Origin of the sequence: Corynebacterium sp. MSK074 (assembly GCF_030229735.1) — a bacterium.
GTDB lineage: Bacteria > Actinomycetota > Actinomycetes > Mycobacteriales > Mycobacteriaceae > Corynebacterium.
In genome coordinates this window covers 21,013-36,415 of the sequence record NZ_JASPIX010000014.1, presented here as the reverse complement: position 1 = coordinate 36,415, position 15,403 = coordinate 21,013, and the positions used below count along the sequence as shown (strand labels likewise).

Genomic DNA, 15,403 nt, shown 5'->3' with positions numbered 1-15,403 from the left:
ATGCAATACTTTGACTCATGTCCCCAAAGAAGAAGCCCTCCGCACCCATTTATAACCGGGTACGCGTGCTGCGCGCCGAGCGGGACATGTCGCGCGCGCAGCTGGCTGAGGCCATCGACGTCAATCCCCAGACCGTCGGAGCCCTCGAGCGCGGGGACCACTCCCCCAGCCTGGACCTAGCCTTTCGCGTCTGCGAAGTCTTTGACCTTCCGGTGGAGGCTATCTTTTCCCGCCAGGAATTTGCCCCTATGTCCACTGAAATCTATAGGAAGAATTCCTAATGGCTACCACAATTCCCGCCTCTGTTTCCCGCCGCAAGCGCTTGATCCTGGCCGGCGATATTTTTCTCGGCTTGGCCATCGTGGCGGCGGCCCTGCACTTTTTCGCGCTTGGCTTGTCTAATCTGCTGTGGCCGATAGCCGGCATTGCGGCGACCACGTGCACCACGTGGCTGCGCCAGTCCATTCGGCACCTCGACGTTCCCACTACGGAAATGGATGAGTACGAGCTGCGCCTGCATACCGACGCCCGCGACAAAGGCCTGAAAACCGCATTGGCCACGGCTATAGTACTCTTCCTCGTCGCCGGCGCCACCGCATTTGGGCTGCGCTTCTCCGGCGCGGAGCAGGTTGCGGTGGAGGAAGCGACCTCGGGGGCTAATATCGCCATCTTCTTTGCCAAGCTCATCTATATCCAGCTGCTGTGGATTCCGTTTGCGGTAGCCAAGGAATTGGCCAATAAGCTCAACGCGGACGAGCTACGCAGCGGCGGCAACTAGCGGAAGTCGCGGGAGCCGCGGGAGAGGAATTCCCCAAAGTCCAACGGCTCGAGCTTATCTGCGACCACGCTGACCGCGCCGGTGGCATTTTGCACAATGCCACGGATGATCATCGCGCGGGCGGTGCGGGCCAGCACCTTATGTCGCGACCACAATCCGGGTGAGACCATCACGTTCATCAGGCCGGTTTCATCCTCGACCCCCAAAAAGGTCAGACCAGAAGCAGTGCGCGGGCGCTGGCGGTGAGTAATAATGCCGGCGATGCGCACGCGGGTGCCATCGGGGACATGGGGGAGCCGGGAGGCAGGGAGGGCGTCGGCAAGCGAGGCACGCACCAGCTCCATCGGCTGCTGGTTATGAGTCACGCCGGTGGCGGCGACGTCGGTAGCCATGAGCTCAAACGCGGACATGCCGGGCAGGTGCGGCGAGGCCAGGGCGGATGTACCGGGCAGCATGCCCTCACGCTCGGTGGCGGCGACGCCGGCCTGCCACAGCGCTTGGCGACGATCCAGCCCCAGGCACTCCAGCGCCCCGGCCGTAGCCAGCGCCTCCACCTGCTCCACGCTGAGATCCGCCCGGCGCGAAAGATCAGACACGCTAGTAAAAGGCGCGGCCGCCTCCACGCGCTCGGCGGCAGACTCCCCTAGCCCCTTGATGAGGTTAAGGCCCAAACGGATCTCGGACGACCCCGTCGCACGGGCCTGGGCGCCGGAGTCATTAATGCTTACCGGCAGCACCCGCACGCCGTGGCGCCGAGCATCCTGGATGAGCGACTGCGGGGAATAGAACCCCATCGGCTGCGCGCGCAGCAACCCCACGCAGAATTCCGCCGGGTAGTGGTACTTAAACCACGCGGAAAAATACACCAGCGAGGCAAAGGACTGCGAGTGCGATTCCGGGAAGCCATAGGCGGCGAAGGCCACGATTTTGGTCCACAGCTTTTCTGCCACCTCACCCTCGATACCGTTGGTCTCGCGCAGGCCGGCAAAGAAGCGGCTGCGCAGCGCGGCCATCTTTTCCGGGGAGCGCTTCGAGCCCATGGCGCGGCGCAGGTCATCGGCCTCGGCACCGGAGAAGCCGGCGGCGTCGACCGCGATCTGCATCAGCTGTTCCTGGAAGAGCGGAATGCCTAACGTCTTGCCCAGGGATTTTTCCAGCACCGGATGGTCATAGGTCACCTCCTCAAGGCCATCGCGGCGGCGCAAGTAGGGGTGCACGGACCCGCCTTGGATAGGTCCGGGGCGAATGAGCGCAACCTCGACCACCAAGTCAAAGAAGCGGCGCGGCTTCAGGCGCGGCAGCGTGGCCAGCTGCGCGCGGGATTCCACTTGGAAGACGCCCACCGCATCGGCGCGGCAGAGCATGTCATAAACTTCCGGCTCGGCAAGGTCGAGCTCCCACAGGTGCACCTCGCGGCCGGTGGTGGCGCGCACGGCATCAATCATGTGGTGCAGCGCCTCCAGCATGCCCAAGCCCAAGAGATCGAATTTCACCAGGCCGGCGGCCGCGCAATCGTCCTTATCCCATTGCAATACGGAGCGATTTTCCATGCGCGCCCATTCCATAGGAACGACGTCCGCAATGGGCCGATCACACAGCACCATGCCGCCGGAGTGGATGCCCAGGTGGCGGGGCTGGCCGAGGAATTGCTCGGCTAAAGAGGAGACGTCGGCAGGCGGCTCAGAGGCACCTTTCGACCACGCATCGGCCGAGCCCTGCGGGTAGCCCAACGCGCGGGCGGCATCGCGGGTCGCTCCCTTGCGGCGATAGGTAATGACATTGGCCACCTGCGCGGCGCGATCGCGGCCGTGGGCGCGGTAGACATACTGGATGACTTCCTCGCGGCGGCCGGACTCGATGTCGATATCAATATCGGGCGGGCCATCACGGTCCGGGGAGAGAAAGCGCTCGAAGAGCAGCTGCGCGGAGATGGGCTCAGCGTTGGTAATGCCCAGCGCGAAGCACACCGCGGAGTTGGCGGCCGAGCCGCGACCTTGGCACAGAATATTCTCGCGGCGGCAAAAATCCACCAGGTCGCACACGATCAGGAAGTAGCCGGGGAAGCCCAGCTGCTTGATGACGCCCAGCTCATGCCGAATCTGTTTCCTTGCCGCCTGCCTAATCTCGACCGGGCGCGAGGCATAGCGGTCCTTGGCGCGGCGCCAGACCTCGTGCTCCAACCAGCTCATTTCGGTATACCCCTCCGGCACCGGAAAATGCGGCAGGTTGGGCGCGAGGGCACCCCAGGTAAAGGAGCACTCGCGGGCGAGCGCCACGGTTGCGGCGATGAGCTCCGGCCGATCCGGCAAGAGTTGCGCCATCTGCTCGCCGGATCGCAGCCAGCCAGCTCCCATGGGGTGGGCGTGCGGAGCGGCGGCCGCAAGAGATTCGCGCCGGGCTAGGGCACGCTTGGCGGCGGCGAGCCGAGTTTGGTCGCGGGTCGCGGCCGCGGGCCGTGCGGTTGCGATGGCCCGCAGGTTATTGTATTTATCGAGGAAACGGTGCTGATCCGCATCCTCGGGGGACATGCTGCACGAATATTCGAGAACTATGCTGTCTATTTTTATTCTTTCGAGCAAGTTATCGATTTCTGCTAGCGCCTCCGGCCCCACCAGAAAGAAGCACTCCCCTTCCAGTTCGCGCGCCACTTCATCCAAGGACGGATAAGCCACGCGATCCTTCTCCCCGGCTTCCATCCGGGCGCGCGCGATGAGGCGCGACAGGCGGCGATAGCCCTCCGGGGTGCGTGCCAGCACGGTCACCGGAGCCTCCGCGAGCGATAGCTCCGCGCCATATACAGCCGGAAGGCCCGCTTTAGCTGCGGCTTCAGCAAATTTCATCAGGCCATAAAAACCATCGCGGTCCACTATGGCCAGCCCCTCAAGTCCCAGCTCCACAGCCCGGGCCACCAGTTCCTCCGGCTCGGCGGCGCCGTCGAGAAAACTATAGGAACTTACCGCATGCAGCTCCGCAAAGGGCACGGTGGAGTGGCCGCGCTGGGCGGGAACCGTTGGTCCGTGAAGGTGATCCACCGGCACGGGCGCAGCAGATTCGCGGCCAGAGAGGATGCGCTCCACCCGCGACCACGACAGCGCCCTTCCACCATTAAATTCCACCCCACACAGCGTAATATCGAATTATTGTTCTAGACAAGCCGGTGGGACGTGATGCCCACAATAGACAAAGCGGTTCGCTGATTGCTAAGTTGCTAAACAAGCAAATTATTTCAACTCCTACAAGAAGAGGATTCCCCATGCAGATCCGTCGCGTAGTGGCTGCTACCGCCGCCGTAACCATCGCCGCCACCAGCCTGGTGGCATGCTCTTCCGACTCCGATGACTCCAAGGCCATCAAAGTCGGCACCACCGATGACGCAAAGAAGGCTTGGGTAGCGTTCGAGCAGGAAGCAAAGAACGCAGGCTATGACATCGATATCCAGCCTTTCGCGGATTACAACACCCCGAACCAGGCTCTGGACCAGGGCGAGCTGGACACCAATAACTTCCAGCACCTGAAGTTCTTGGCGGAGTATAACCACGGCAACGGCACCAACCTGGTGCCTATCGTGGCCACCGAGATCGTGCCGCTGGCACTGTTCTGGAAGGACCACGACTCCCTCGACGGCATCGAGGGCGAAGAGGTCGCCATCCCGAATGACTCCACCAACCAGGCTCGCGCCATCAACGTGTTGGTTCAGGCCGGCCTTCTCACCCTGAAGGACAAGGACAACCTGGAGCCCACCCCGCTGGACATCGATGAGAAGAAGTCCAAGGTCAAGGTCACCCCGGTAGATGCCGCACAGACCACGTCCGCACACGGCGAGGGCACCCCGGCCATTATCAATAACTCCTTCCTGGAGCGCGCCGGCATCGACCCAGCCACCGCCATCTTCCAGGACGACCCGAACTCTGAAGAGGCAGAGCCGTACATCAACGTCTTCGCCGTCCGCGAGGAAGATGCCGATAACGAGGACATCAAGAAGCTCGCCGAGCTATGGCACAGCGACGCCGTCCAGGAGGGCGTTGACGAAGACTCCGCCGGCACCTCCGTCGAGGTGGAGCGCAGCCAGGAAGATCTGCAGAAGATCCTGGATAAGCTCGAAGCAGATCTGGACTAATCACCCTTGCTTTTACCCCGCCGGAGCCCCCGGCGGGGTTTGGCACTTTCCTAGCTAAGGACGCAAACACGTGGCAGATTCCACTCAACGCGGCACCCGCATCGAGTTCCGCGAGATCACCAAGGTCTTTAAACAGAAAAAGGCACGAGTCAAGGCCCTCGACAATGTCTCCATGACCATCGAGCCCGGCGAAATCGTCGGCATCATTGGCTATTCCGGCGCCGGCAAGTCCACCCTCGTGCGCATGATCAACGGCCTGGACACCCCGTCCGCCGGCGAGCTGTTGCTCGACGAGACCAATATCGTTGGCATGTCCGAGCGGAAGCTGCGTGGCATTCGCCGCAATATCGGCATGATCTTCCAGCAGTTCAACCTGATGAGCTCGCGCACCGCGGCCGGCAATATTGAATACCCGCTGCAGCTGCAGGGCGTCGGCAAGCAGGAGCGCGCCCAGCGCGTGCAAGAACTACTGGAATTCGTCGGCCTGGGAGACAAGGGCAAGAGCTACCCGGAGCAGCTTTCCGGCGGCCAGAAGCAGCGCGTTGGCATTGCCCGTGCGCTGGCCACCAACCCTTCGCTGCTGCTTGCCGACGAAGCCACTTCCGCCCTCGACCCCACCACCACGCAGGAAGTCCTCGACCTCCTGCGCCGGGTGAACAAGGAATTCGGCATCACCATCGTCGTTATTACCCACGAGATGGAAGTCGTACGCTCCATCGCCGATAAGGTCGCCGTGATGGAAAACGGCCGCGTAGTAGAACAAGGCAGCGTCTACGAAGTCTTCTCCAACCCGCAGACCTCCGTGGCCGCCAAGTTCGTGGCCACCTCGCTGCGCAACGAACCCGACGTCGTCGAAACCGACGACCTGCTCGCGCACGAAGGCCGCCTGTTTACCATCAACCTCACCGAGGAATCTGGCTTCTTCACCGCCGCCGCTCGGCTCAAGGAAGCCGGCGTGTCCATCGCCGTCGTGCACGGCGGTATCACCACGTTGCAGCAGCATTCCTTTGGCAAGCTGACCGTGCGACTCAGCGGCGATAATAACGCCATCGAAGAGTTCTACCGCACGCTTTCTACCACCACCCAGATTGAGGAGATTGCACGATGACCGTCACCAACCTCGCCCAAGCCAACTGGGACCGCCTCGGCCCTTCGCTCGCCGATGCCATCGTCGATACCCTCATCATGGTCTCGACCACCCTCATTGTCTCCGGCATCCTCGGCCTTGGCCTGGGCATGCTGCTCTACACCACCCGCACGGGCGGCATCCTGCAAAACCGGTTTGTCTACGTCATTGTGAACCTGCTGGTGAACTTCGTCCGCCCCATCCCGTTCATCATTTTGCTGGCCTTTGCCCAGCCGTTGACCGTCGCTGTAATGGGCGGTTCCATCGGCCGCGGCCCGGCCACCTTCGTCATGGTGATCGCCGCAACCTTCTCCGTGGCCCGCGTGGTGGAGCAAAACCTCGTGGCCATCGATCCCGGTGTTATCGAGGCCGCCCGCTCCATGGGCGCCTCGCCGTGGAAGATCATTACCTCCGTGATCGTTCCGGAGGCCCTCGGCCCGCTGATTCTGGGCTACACCTTCCTGTTCATCGCCATCGTGGATATGTCCGCTATGGCCGGCTACGTCGGCGGCGGCGGCTTGGGTGACTTTGCCATCGTCTACGGCTACCGCGCCTTCGAGTGGGAAGTCACCGTCGTGGCCACACTCATCATCATCGTGCTGGTGCAGGCCGCCCAGTTCCTCGGCAACTGGCTCTCTTCCAAGGTCATGCGCCGCTAGCCCCCGCTTGCCGACGCCGCCCCCGCCCCGCGCGGCCTACTCCGCGACCGGCTCCACGCCGGTCGCTACGATGGCTTGGCCTTTCTTCGGCGCATCGCCGCACGAAGAGACCACGCCTTCTACCTCGTGCTCCTCGAGCGCCACGCGCCAGCGCCGGCCGTCAGCGTGGCTGACCTCGCCGCCGTCGGTAGCAGTGAGTTGGCCATAGGCGAGGTCCTCGCCGGCGTCGATAAGCGAGCGGGCCACCGCCAACTCCGCCACCTGGCCGCGCGGGCCGAAAATACCGCGCCCGCGATTTACTGGGTAGAAATACTTCCCCTTCGCCGCCGCCGCAATCATTTGCGCGGCGGCTTCTTTATTCATGCGGCCAAAGGAATAGGCCCATGGCATGAGCATGACCGACGGCGCGAATCGGTGCCCCTTCGTGTGCGAGGTCTCCCACACCATATCCGGATAATCCGCCACCAGCTCCGCGGCCAGCGGCCGCCCCTTGACCGCACAGCAAGTATCACGCTTCGCATGCGTGCACACCAGCACTAGCGGCGTATCCAAAGCGCCACCCCCATTGCGGCCAGGCCCGGTCAGGTCCAGATCGAGGATCTTCTCCGGGCCCGTCAGCAGCACGAGTTCCATCACTCCCTGCTCGGCCCACACCAGGTAACAACGGTGCATCTTGCCTACTTGGCGGCCATCGCGGCCCGGCCGGCGAATAAGCTGCAGCCCTGCCATGCCCTTCAGCTTGGTCTGGAGCTGCGCTGTGAGCTCCGGCCCAAAGGTATCGCCGTCGAGCACGTCTCGCGACCATCCGCCCGGCCACTCGAAAAGCACATAGACGGATTCCTTCTTCGCCGTGCCTGGCAGCGGCTCTACCTGGATATCTGAACAGAACTCGGTCATATACCTAAGCCTAACCTTTCTGCTTTTCAGCTCACACCCTTGGCAACAATTCGGCCACGAAGTACCCCCTCAGCTATACAGTTCACGGCCGAAAATATAACCTAGGGGACATGTTGAAAGTCCGTCTCGCCGCAACGCTTCTCGTCGCTGCTTTTCTCAGCGGCTGCGCCGCCCACGAGACGGACCGCACCACCATGGCCGCGTCCGCGGATAACTCCCAGCTCAATCCGCTAGGCCAGGCCAATATGGAGATGAAAACCCTCCGACCGCAGGCGCCCTCCGAGCTCACGGTGACCGACGTGCGCATCGGCCGGCACGAGGGTTTTGAGCGCGTTGTCTTCGAGCTCGACGGCGGCGGCGCTCCTGGGTGGTTCGTGGATTACACCGACACACCCACACAACAGGGTTCCGGCAAGACCATTGACCACTCCGGCGAGACCGCACTCAATGTCAATATCGACGGCGTGGTCTATCCCTTCGAGGCAGGCAAGGACGATCCCCGCATCGGCGTGGTGGATGCCCCTACGGAAGGGATTGTCACCCAAGTGGTCAATGGCGGCACCTACGAGGGCCGCTGTCAATTTGTCATCGGCATGACCTCTCGCAAGCCTTATTCCGTGCAGGTGCTCGATAACCCCACTCGCCTCGTGGTCGATATTCGCGATTAATAGGTCGCCTCAACCCGCCAGCGGCCGCCGGACCATACCAAGAGCCAGGCCCGCTGATGCTCTTCGTGCTCGGCTTGGCCCACCACCTGCAGGCGCGCTACGTGTTGCGGAGCATCGGTCCACCACTGCGTATCCACCGGCCAGGGGCCGGCCCAGCCCAGCACGCGGAAGCGATGTGCGCCCCAGCTCAAGGCCACGGGCACCCCGGACAGGAGGGCTTCGGCAGTAACAAAGACGGGGCGCTCGGCGGCGTCGATAAGCCGAATGCGCGCGGCCGGATGATTCGGACCACCGCCCAGCCGTGCAGGCAGGGGCGCGGGAATGCGGCCGGGCCACTCGCCCTGCGGCGGTGCGTCACGCTGCTCGCCATAGGGCACGTACTCGATGCGCTCGGCTACCCCACGGCCGCCCACTGCCCGCGGCTGCAGCACGCGGTCAACCCCCAGCTGCGATTGCACACGGGCGATCACGCGTTTGACCTGCTCCTGCGAGCCTTCCCCGCCCCAGAGGCCGGTGGCGGACGGGACGGCAACCTCCACCGGCTCCAGCGCTAGGCGGCGGATGGCCGCGCCCTCACCAGTAGCGCGCGTGAGCCAGCCATCGAGCTGCCAGCGCACGCGGTCCGCGGTGGCCTGCTCCGTCAGCGCTTCCTGCGTGCGCCATACCCGCGCCAGCTCCTCACCGGTGTCAAACTCCGCTACCACGCGCAGCCGCAGGCACACCTTGCCGGCCTCCTCCAAGCGGGCATGCAGCCGAGCCGCGAGTTGGCGAGCCGCGAACGCCGCCGCATCCACGCGCTCGATGCGCTCTTCCATCTCCACCGCCAGATCCGGGCGCGCCAGCTCTGGGGCCACGCGCCTATCCGCACGGGCCTGGGCCAGTTCGTGGGCACGCCGGCCAGGCTCACCAAACCGGGTAGCTACCTGCTTAAACGGCAGCGCAGCCAAGTCGCCCAGACGCCGCACGCCTAGCTTATCCAGCTGCGCGATAAACCCAGCCTCAAAGCCCAAGGCCTCATCGGCCGCCAGCACACCTACGGGCTGGGTGGCCAAAAACTCCCGCGAGCCGCCCTCCGGCACCACTGCGCCCACACCACGGTGCCGGGCCGCGATGACGGCCGTGGCAATCTCATCGGCGACGCCGAGGGTGGAGTCGAAGCCGGCGTACGAAGAGGCGTCGACAAGCATCTCTAGTGCTTTCTCCCCGTGGTAGCGCAGAGCCGCGCCCGCATCCACAATCGCCAGGCCTGGGCGCAACACCTCCACCGAGGACGCCACCACATCTAAGCCGGCCGCGACCTCCGCAAACGCCGCGCCATCCCGATCCGGATTGGCCTCCACCACTGCGGCCTCGGGGCACAGCGCTTGGGCCTGGCGCAGGCGCATCCCGCGCCGAACACCCGCCCGGCGCGCCCTCCTATCGCACACCGCCACCGCGTGATTGCGCGCAATAATCATAGGACCCTGCCCGCCGGCGGCCTGGATGGGCCAATCCGGAAACCACACGGCCGCTACCCTCATACGGCCTCCAACCGGCGGCGCTGCCCCACCGTGAGCACCCCGCGCGAGGTAGCCTGCTTCGAGGTCACCTCCACGTCCATGTCCACGCCGCGAATGCGCCCACTGCCCTTGCCGACGCCCCGATAGGCACTCACCCGCGCCCCTATCCCCACCGCCGTGCCGGGCAGGCGCGTGCCCACCGTAAGCACGGCCGCGCGCCCGCCGCGCACCTTCGCCAGCACCGGCCGCGCCTTGGTAGGGCTCACCTCGCCGGGCGGCCCATGGTGGACAACAAGGTCTAGCCCTTCCGCCAATACTCCCGCCACCATCCAGGATTCCAAGCCCGGATCCGGCACGGTTACCACGCGTTCGATAGCACCCTCCTCGGCCACTTGTGCGAGTAGCAAATCCGGCCACCCCACCACTCCCACATACCCGCCGCGGGCGGTGAGATGACAGATAAGCTCCACCACCAGCGCCGGGCAGTTCACACAGTGCACCACCTGCCGGCGCGCCAGCCCACCTGCGGGAAGCAAGCGCGCCAGGCCAGGGAGCGTATCTACCAGCTCTTCTTCCGGGCCGCGCTCCATAGCGCGCATGCGGGTACGCAGCATCGCCACGCGGTCCGACCTACTTAGCCCGGCCACCGCTTTCTCTAGGCGAACGCTCGTTTGACTCACCCGAATAGTATGAACCCTCACCCGGACACATGCAAGTGTATGTTCGAATGGTAGCCTTAGCGGCATGAACTTCAACGCTGCCTACGGCGCCATGCGCGAGCACACCACCCCCATCCCCACTCCGCCATGGGTGCGCTTGGGCTCGTCCATCCTCATCGGTGCGGCCGTGGCACTCTTGGCAAGCCGCGCGCATATCTTTGCCGCACTGGTTGGGGCGCTCGTATGCCTCGTGGCGGCCTTCGTCCTCGTCTTTGCCCACCCCTACCGCCGTGCGATGCGCGCTTATGCCGACAAGCGCAATGTCGCTCTAGTTCCTACCATCGCACAGCTCGTGCCACTGATGATTCTGTGGCTTATGGTGATGCTCGCGCCCATCGTGGCCCTACCCGCGTGGGGTGCCGGGCTGGTGTGGCTAGTGGTCTTTGGGCTGAGCTTTTTCGTCTTCCCCCATGTAGATGGCACGCGCCGGCTCGCGTTTGCCTAATCTATACGACACTTTTCGGGGTTATCCACAGCTTTTCCGGCCCGCGGCGGGTATGCGGGCCGGGTTATCCACAGAATCGGCCGTGGCGGTTGCGCCGGCCCTGCGCCGGTATGGGTGCGCGCCGTAGCGTTACAGGCATGAACGCACTCGAGACCTACCTCACCGCCTTGGGCCCTGGCATGGACATCATCGCCGGGTGCCAAGGCATGTCTGGGTCCGAGCTCATGGACCGCGGCGCGCCCGATGCCATCGCCGCCGATCTGCTGCTTTTGTGCGAAAGCTACTTCGGCCGCACCAAATTTACGCGCCTGCAGCGCCGCGCTATTGCCGACGCCCGCCGCAACACCCACTCCATCGCCACCCTTGCCGCCCTAGAACGCATTGTTAACCGCGCGCCCAGCAAGAAGCAGGCCTGGCAGCTGCGCGCGGAATGCTGCGCGATGACCGGCTCGATGAGCCACATCCTTAAACACGCCCGACGGCGCCTGCGCGAGATGAAAGACAACACCGTAACCCCAGGCGTACGCACTTACCGACGCCCCAATGACTACTGGACGCTGGCCATCACCGGAACCTCTAGTTTCATCGCGGATCTCAACGCCGCCCTGGCCGCGACCGGAAAGCAATCGCTCGAGGCGGTAGAAAAGATCTTCTTTGACCAAGCTGCGGCCGCGCGGGCAGAAGTGGTGACCAATGCCATCGTGCCGTTAGACAAATTCATCCGCATCCGCGACGGCCGCGGCGATGATATCGAGCTCGATCTGACCAATGGCGCCACCATCACCGGCACCGAATATCTGCGCCGCGTGCTCAACGACGTCGGCTTTGCTGGCGACAAAGAAACCGGCTACGTCACGCTCGTGCACCCCGAGGAAGGTCCGGTTAATCTCTACCGCACGGCGCGCGTGGCCAATGACAAGCAGCGCATTATGGCCGCTGCAGAAAATCCACGCTGCGCCTGGCCGGGCTGCAACCAACCGGCCGACCTCTCCCAAGTCCACCACCTCAAGGCGTGGAGCAATGGCGGGGAGACGAATATGAAAAACCTGGTCATGTGCTGCGCTTACCATAATGGTGTCAACGACGATGACCCCAACGCCCCACCTCGGCGCGGCCGCCTCGAGCGGGTGGGCGGGCGCATTGTGTGGCGGCCACCGTTTACCCCGCGTGAGTAAACGCCGGCGCCAAAACGAGCGAAAGGCGCTCAGCACTAGACTGAGCGCCTTCTACGCATGCCGTTTTACTCCCACTCGATGGTTCCCGGTGGCTTGGAGGTGCAGTCCAAGACCACGCGGTTGACGTCCTTAACCTCGTTGGTGATGCGGGTAGAAATCTTCTCCAGCACCTCGTACGGCAAGCGAGTCCAGTCCGCGGTCATGGCGTCCTCCGAGGACACTGGGCGCAGCACGATCGGGTGGCCGTAAGTGCGGCCGTCGCCCTGCACGCCAACGGAGCGGACATCGGCCAGCAGTACTACCGGGCACTGCCAAATCTGGTCATCCAGGCCGGCATTGGTCAGCTCGGTGCGAGCAATAAGGTCTGCCTCGCGTAGCGTCTCCAAGCGCTCCTCGGTTACCTCACCGATGATGCGGATACCCAAGCCCGGGCCAGGGAATGGCTGGCGGCTAACGATCTCTTCTGGCAAGCCCAGCTCGCGGCCGACGGCGCGAACCTCGTCTTTAAACAGCAGGCGCAGCGGCTCGACCAGCTTGAACTCCACGTCATCTGGCAGACCGCCGACATTGTGGTGAGACTTAATATTCGCCGTGCCATCGCCGCCGCCAGACTCGACAACGTCCGGGTACAGAGTGCCTTGGACGAGGTAGTCGATGGTGGAGCCTGCGGGGGCGTCGTCAAGCACGCCTGCAACCGCGCGCTCAAAGGAACGGATAAACTCCGCGCCGATGGCCTTGCGCTTGGCTTCTGGGTCGCTAACGCCTGCCAGCTTTTCCAGGAAGGCAGCGCGCTCATCCGCAGTCACCAGCTTCGCGCCGGTGGAGGCAACGAAGTCCTTTTCTACCTGCTCGCGCTCGCCGGCACGCAGCAAGCCGTGGTCAACAAAGACACAGGTGAGGCGATCACCAATGGCACGCTGCACCAGTGCGGCCGCCACAGCGGAATCTACACCGCCGGACAGACCACAAATAGCGCGGCCTTCCTCGCCCACCTGTGCGCGGACATCCGCGATGAGCTGCTCGGCGATATTATCGGCCGTCCAATTCTGCTCTAGGCCAGCGATCTCGGTAAGGAAACGGGTAAGCACCTCTTGGCCGTGCGGCGAGTGGAGCACCTCAGGGTGGTACTGCACGCCGGCCATCTGCTTGGCTGGGCACTCCATAGCAGCAACGGGAGCACCGGCCGAAGTAGCAGTAACCTCAAAGCCTTCGGGAGCGGCAGATACGGCATCGCCGTGGGACATCCACACTTTGTGGGTAGCCTCCAGGCCTTCGTGAAGTACACCGCCCTTAACATTCATATCGGTGCGGCCGTACTCACGCTCGCCGGTGGAAGAGACAGTGCCACCAAGCGCATGGTTCATGGCCTGGAAGCCGTAGCAAATGCCGAAAACCGGAATGCCGAGCTCAAGTAGCTCCGGCTTGAGGGCCGGGGCACCATCGGCGTATACGGAAGATGGTCCACCCGACAAAATGAGAGCGGCTGGATCCTTTGCTTTAATTTCCTCTACAGAAGCGGAGTTGGGGACAACCTCGGAGTAAATCTTGGCCTCGCGCACGCGGCGGGCAATAAGCTGCGCGTACTGAGCGCCAAAGTCCACAACGAGGACGGGGCGCGGGGTAGTATTTGGCTTAGTCACGCCCCATAGTCTAACCCACTAAACTGATAGCTTATGAAGCGCTTGGCTATTGTGCTCGCCGCGGGGCTGTTGTTGTGCGGTTGTGACACCACCCCAACTACGGCCGAGGTGGCGTCTGCGCTGGATGAACAAGGCCCGCAACAGGTGACGCTTCCGGCCGCGGAAGTCTTTGGAAGCGAGTGGGATGAGTGGGTTCCATTGTGCGGCACGCAGCAGGCAGAGCGCGTGGGACATCCAGAAGTAGCGCAAAATTCGGTGGTTCTACGCGCGAGCGGCGAAGAAAAGGTTGTAGAGCTCAATCCCACGGGAGTACGCGTGTGCCCAGTCCACAACTCAGGGCAATGGCGGCCGATGACGGGCAAGACCACGTGGAGGCGCGAAGGCGGCTGGCAATTGGTTTCCTAACCACTCTCCTACCTCGCCACCTGGCATCTGTTCAGCGGCGAAGGAAGCAATAGGGCAAAGAAACGCGGCTGCGCCAAGAAGGCACAGCCGCGTCGGGGACTCTCGCGCGGATTAGTAGCGAACGGCGAGTTCGACCTTCTGGAAGGACTTCAGGTCGGTGTAGCCACACTTGGCCATGGAACGGCGCAGCGCGCCGACCAAGTTGGTGCGGCCGAAGGGCTCGCTGGAGGGACCGTGCAGCACGGTTTCCAGCGACGGGGCGGCCGACTCTTCGGCGGCTTCGGCCGAGGTACCGGTGGTGAGGAAATCGACGTCCAAGTCGGTATCGGCCCCGGAGAACTGGACGAAGCCGCGTGGGAAACGCGGGTGGCCGGCCGTGGCGGGCCAGTACCAGCCCTTGCCGCCGGCCTCGCGGGCCTGGGCAAGCAGTGGGCCGAGAGCAACACCGTCAGCGCCGCAGGCGAAGGCCTTGGCAATATTGCCGGAGTTTTCAAACTCGGTATCGGCGATGATGTGGACATAACGGCCGCCGGTCTCGTCGAGGTAGTCGCGGCGGGCTGCGGCGGCGTCGGCAATCGCGGTGCCCATGGCCGAGTCGATGCCCACGGTCTCGGCGTTGGTGGTCACACCCGCGCCTACGATGACGCCGGCCGCGCCGGTGCGCATCAGGTGTAGCGCGGTGGTGTAGTCGGTGACTCCGCCGGCAATGACGGGAACGTCAAGGGAGCCAATGAACTCCTTGAGGTTCAGCGGCTCACCGCCGGTAGCCACGTGCTCGGCCGAGACCAGGGTGCCCTGGATAAACAGCAACTCGGCACCGGCCGCGATGACCTTCGGAGCCATCTCGCGAGCATTTTGCGGAGAAACGCGCACAGCAACGGTAACTCCGGAGTCGCGGACTTGGGAGATGCGCTCGGTAAGGAGGGCGTCGTCAAGCGGGGCGGCGTGCAGCTCCTGGATGATGGAGTTATCGCCCGGCTGCGAGTAAATGCGGGCCAGGGCGCCCTCGAGGTCCTTGTGGCGACCCCACAGGCCCTCGGCATTGATGACACCCAAGCCGCCTTGCTTGCCCATCTCGATGATGAACTCGGGGGTGGCGAGCGCATCAGTGGGGTGGGACACGAAGGGGATGTCGAAGGTATAGGCGTCGATGTGCCAGGTGGTGTCCACGTCCTTGGAGGAACGGGTGCGGCGCTGCGGCACGATGGATAGTTGCTCTAGATCGAAGGTGCGGCGGGCCTCGCGGCCGATGCCGATTTCGGCGTATTCACGCAT

The 15,403-nt window shown here is 63.8% G+C and carries 15 protein-coding genes; 9 read left to right on the top strand and 6 right to left on the bottom strand.

The annotated features are described in order from the left end of the window. Positions 1-17: 17 nt before the first annotated feature. The gene (locus QP965_RS10285) at positions 18-281 is read left to right on the top strand and encodes a helix-turn-helix transcriptional regulator (RefSeq protein ID WP_005322660.1); all 264 of its coding nucleotides are present in this window, start codon (positions 18-20) and stop codon (positions 279-281) included. Further along, positions 281-778 (top strand): hypothetical protein, encoded by a 498-nt coding sequence (locus tag QP965_RS10280; protein ID WP_225745927.1) that lies wholly within the window; start codon positions 281-283, stop codon positions 776-778. The genes QP965_RS10285 and QP965_RS10280 overlap by 1 nt, the downstream gene beginning before the upstream one ends. Here QP965_RS10280 and QP965_RS10275 read toward each other — a convergent pair. Continuing rightward, positions 775-3,894, bottom strand: a complete 3,120-nt coding sequence (locus tag QP965_RS10275; protein ID WP_284844843.1) for an error-prone DNA polymerase — start codon at positions 3,892-3,894, stop codon at positions 775-777. The genes QP965_RS10280 and QP965_RS10275 overlap by 4 nt on opposite strands. Positions 3,895-4,031: 137 nt before the next feature. Here QP965_RS10275 and QP965_RS10270 point away from each other — a divergent pair, with 137 nt between their 5' ends. The 3 genes from QP965_RS10270 (at position 4,032) to QP965_RS10260 (ending at position 6,680) form a co-directional block, all read left to right on the top strand. After that, on the top strand, positions 4,032-4,895 hold the full coding sequence (locus tag QP965_RS10270; protein WP_250408777.1) for a MetQ/NlpA family ABC transporter substrate-binding protein: 864 nt from the start codon (positions 4,032-4,034) through the stop codon (positions 4,893-4,895). A 70-nt stretch (positions 4,896-4,965) separates the two neighbouring features. Then, the gene (locus QP965_RS10265; protein ID WP_284844844.1) at positions 4,966-6,003 is read left to right on the top strand and encodes a methionine ABC transporter ATP-binding protein; all 1,038 of its coding nucleotides are present in this window, start codon (positions 4,966-4,968) and stop codon (positions 6,001-6,003) included. Next, positions 6,000-6,680, top strand: coding sequence for a methionine ABC transporter permease (locus QP965_RS10260; protein WP_005322670.1), 681 nt, complete (start codon positions 6,000-6,002; stop codon positions 6,678-6,680). Before QP965_RS10265 ends, QP965_RS10260 begins: the two co-directional genes overlap by 4 nt. Positions 6,681-6,716: 36 nt before the next feature. Here the strand turns inward: QP965_RS10260 and QP965_RS10255 are convergent, their stop codons facing one another. Next, entirely contained in the window at positions 6,717-7,577 is an 861-nt protein-coding gene (locus QP965_RS10255) for a sucrase ferredoxin (protein ID WP_284844845.1), read from the bottom strand. A 110-nt stretch (positions 7,578-7,687) separates the two neighbouring features. Between QP965_RS10255 and QP965_RS10250 the strand changes: the two genes are divergently transcribed. After that, positions 7,688-8,245: an AMIN-like domain-containing (lipo)protein gene (locus tag QP965_RS10250; RefSeq protein ID WP_284844846.1), complete on the top strand. Its 558-nt coding sequence runs from the start codon at positions 7,688-7,690 to the stop codon at positions 8,243-8,245. Here QP965_RS10250 and QP965_RS10245 read toward each other — a convergent pair. Beyond that, positions 8,242-9,765 (bottom strand): Y-family DNA polymerase, encoded by a 1,524-nt coding sequence (locus tag QP965_RS10245; RefSeq protein ID WP_284844847.1) that lies wholly within the window; start codon positions 9,763-9,765, stop codon positions 8,242-8,244. The genes QP965_RS10250 and QP965_RS10245 overlap by 4 nt on opposite strands. Further along, entirely contained in the window at positions 9,762-10,424 is a 663-nt protein-coding gene (imuA', locus tag QP965_RS10240) for a DnaE2-dependent mutagenesis accessory factor ImuA' (RefSeq protein ID WP_502869264.1), read from the bottom strand. Before imuA' ends, QP965_RS10245 begins: the two co-directional genes overlap by 4 nt. A gap of 64 nt (positions 10,425-10,488) precedes the next feature. Between imuA' and QP965_RS10235 the strand changes: the two genes are divergently transcribed. Together QP965_RS10235 and QP965_RS10230 are read left to right on the top strand one after the other, a co-directional pair. After that, on the top strand, positions 10,489-10,908 hold the full coding sequence (locus QP965_RS10235) for a hypothetical protein (protein ID WP_005322680.1): 420 nt from the start codon (positions 10,489-10,491) through the stop codon (positions 10,906-10,908). A 137-nt stretch (positions 10,909-11,045) separates the two neighbouring features. Further along, entirely contained in the window at positions 11,046-12,083 is a 1,038-nt protein-coding gene (locus QP965_RS10230; protein ID WP_284844848.1) for an HNH endonuclease signature motif containing protein, read from the top strand. Between the two features lie 65 nt (positions 12,084-12,148). On the opposite strand, the gene guaA is transcribed toward QP965_RS10230, so the two are convergent. After that, the gene (gene guaA / locus QP965_RS10225) at positions 12,149-13,723 is read right to left on the bottom strand and encodes a glutamine-hydrolyzing GMP synthase (protein ID WP_239278071.1); all 1,575 of its coding nucleotides are present in this window, start codon (positions 13,721-13,723) and stop codon (positions 12,149-12,151) included. Between the two features lie 33 nt (positions 13,724-13,756). Between guaA and QP965_RS10220 the strand changes: the two genes are divergently transcribed. Then, positions 13,757-14,128, top strand: a complete 372-nt coding sequence (locus tag QP965_RS10220) for a hypothetical protein (protein ID WP_284844849.1) — start codon at positions 13,757-13,759, stop codon at positions 14,126-14,128. 111 nt (positions 14,129-14,239) lie between these two features. On the opposite strand, the gene QP965_RS10215 is transcribed toward QP965_RS10220, so the two are convergent. Next, positions 14,240-15,403 carry a GuaB3 family IMP dehydrogenase-related protein gene (locus tag QP965_RS10215; protein ID WP_239278073.1) on the bottom strand — a complete coding sequence of 388 codons (1,164 nt, stop codon included), beginning with the start codon at positions 15,401-15,403 and terminating at the stop codon, positions 14,240-14,242.

Bases quoted from the DNA above. Each gene is read 5' to 3' on its own strand.
- QP965_RS10285 (WP_005322660.1), top strand. From the start codon at position 18: ATGTCCCCAAAGAAGAAGCCCTCCGCACCCATTTATAACCGGGTACGC.
- QP965_RS10280 (WP_225745927.1), top strand. From the start codon at position 281: ATGGCTACCACAATTCCCGCCTCTGTTTCCCGCCGCAAGCGCTTGATC.
- QP965_RS10270 (WP_250408777.1), top strand. From the start codon at position 4,032: ATGCAGATCCGTCGCGTAGTGGCTGCTACCGCCGCCGTAACCATCGCC.
- QP965_RS10260 (WP_005322670.1), top strand. From the start codon at position 6,000: ATGACCGTCACCAACCTCGCCCAAGCCAACTGGGACCGCCTCGGCCCT.
- QP965_RS10255 (WP_284844845.1), bottom strand. From the start codon at position 7,577: ATGACCGAGTTCTGTTCAGATATCCAGGTAGAGCCGCTGCCAGGCACG.
- QP965_RS10250 (WP_284844846.1), top strand. From the start codon at position 7,688: ATGTTGAAAGTCCGTCTCGCCGCAACGCTTCTCGTCGCTGCTTTTCTC.
- QP965_RS10245 (WP_284844847.1), bottom strand. From the start codon at position 9,765: ATGAGGGTAGCGGCCGTGTGGTTTCCGGATTGGCCCATCCAGGCCGCC.
- QP965_RS10235 (WP_005322680.1), top strand. From the start codon at position 10,489: ATGAACTTCAACGCTGCCTACGGCGCCATGCGCGAGCACACCACCCCC.
- QP965_RS10230 (WP_284844848.1), top strand. From the start codon at position 11,046: ATGAACGCACTCGAGACCTACCTCACCGCCTTGGGCCCTGGCATGGAC.
- QP965_RS10220 (WP_284844849.1), top strand. From the start codon at position 13,757: ATGAAGCGCTTGGCTATTGTGCTCGCCGCGGGGCTGTTGTTGTGCGGT.
- QP965_RS10215 (WP_239278073.1), bottom strand. From the start codon at position 15,403: ATGCGTGAATACGCCGAAATCGGCATCGGCCGCGAGGCCCGCCGCACC.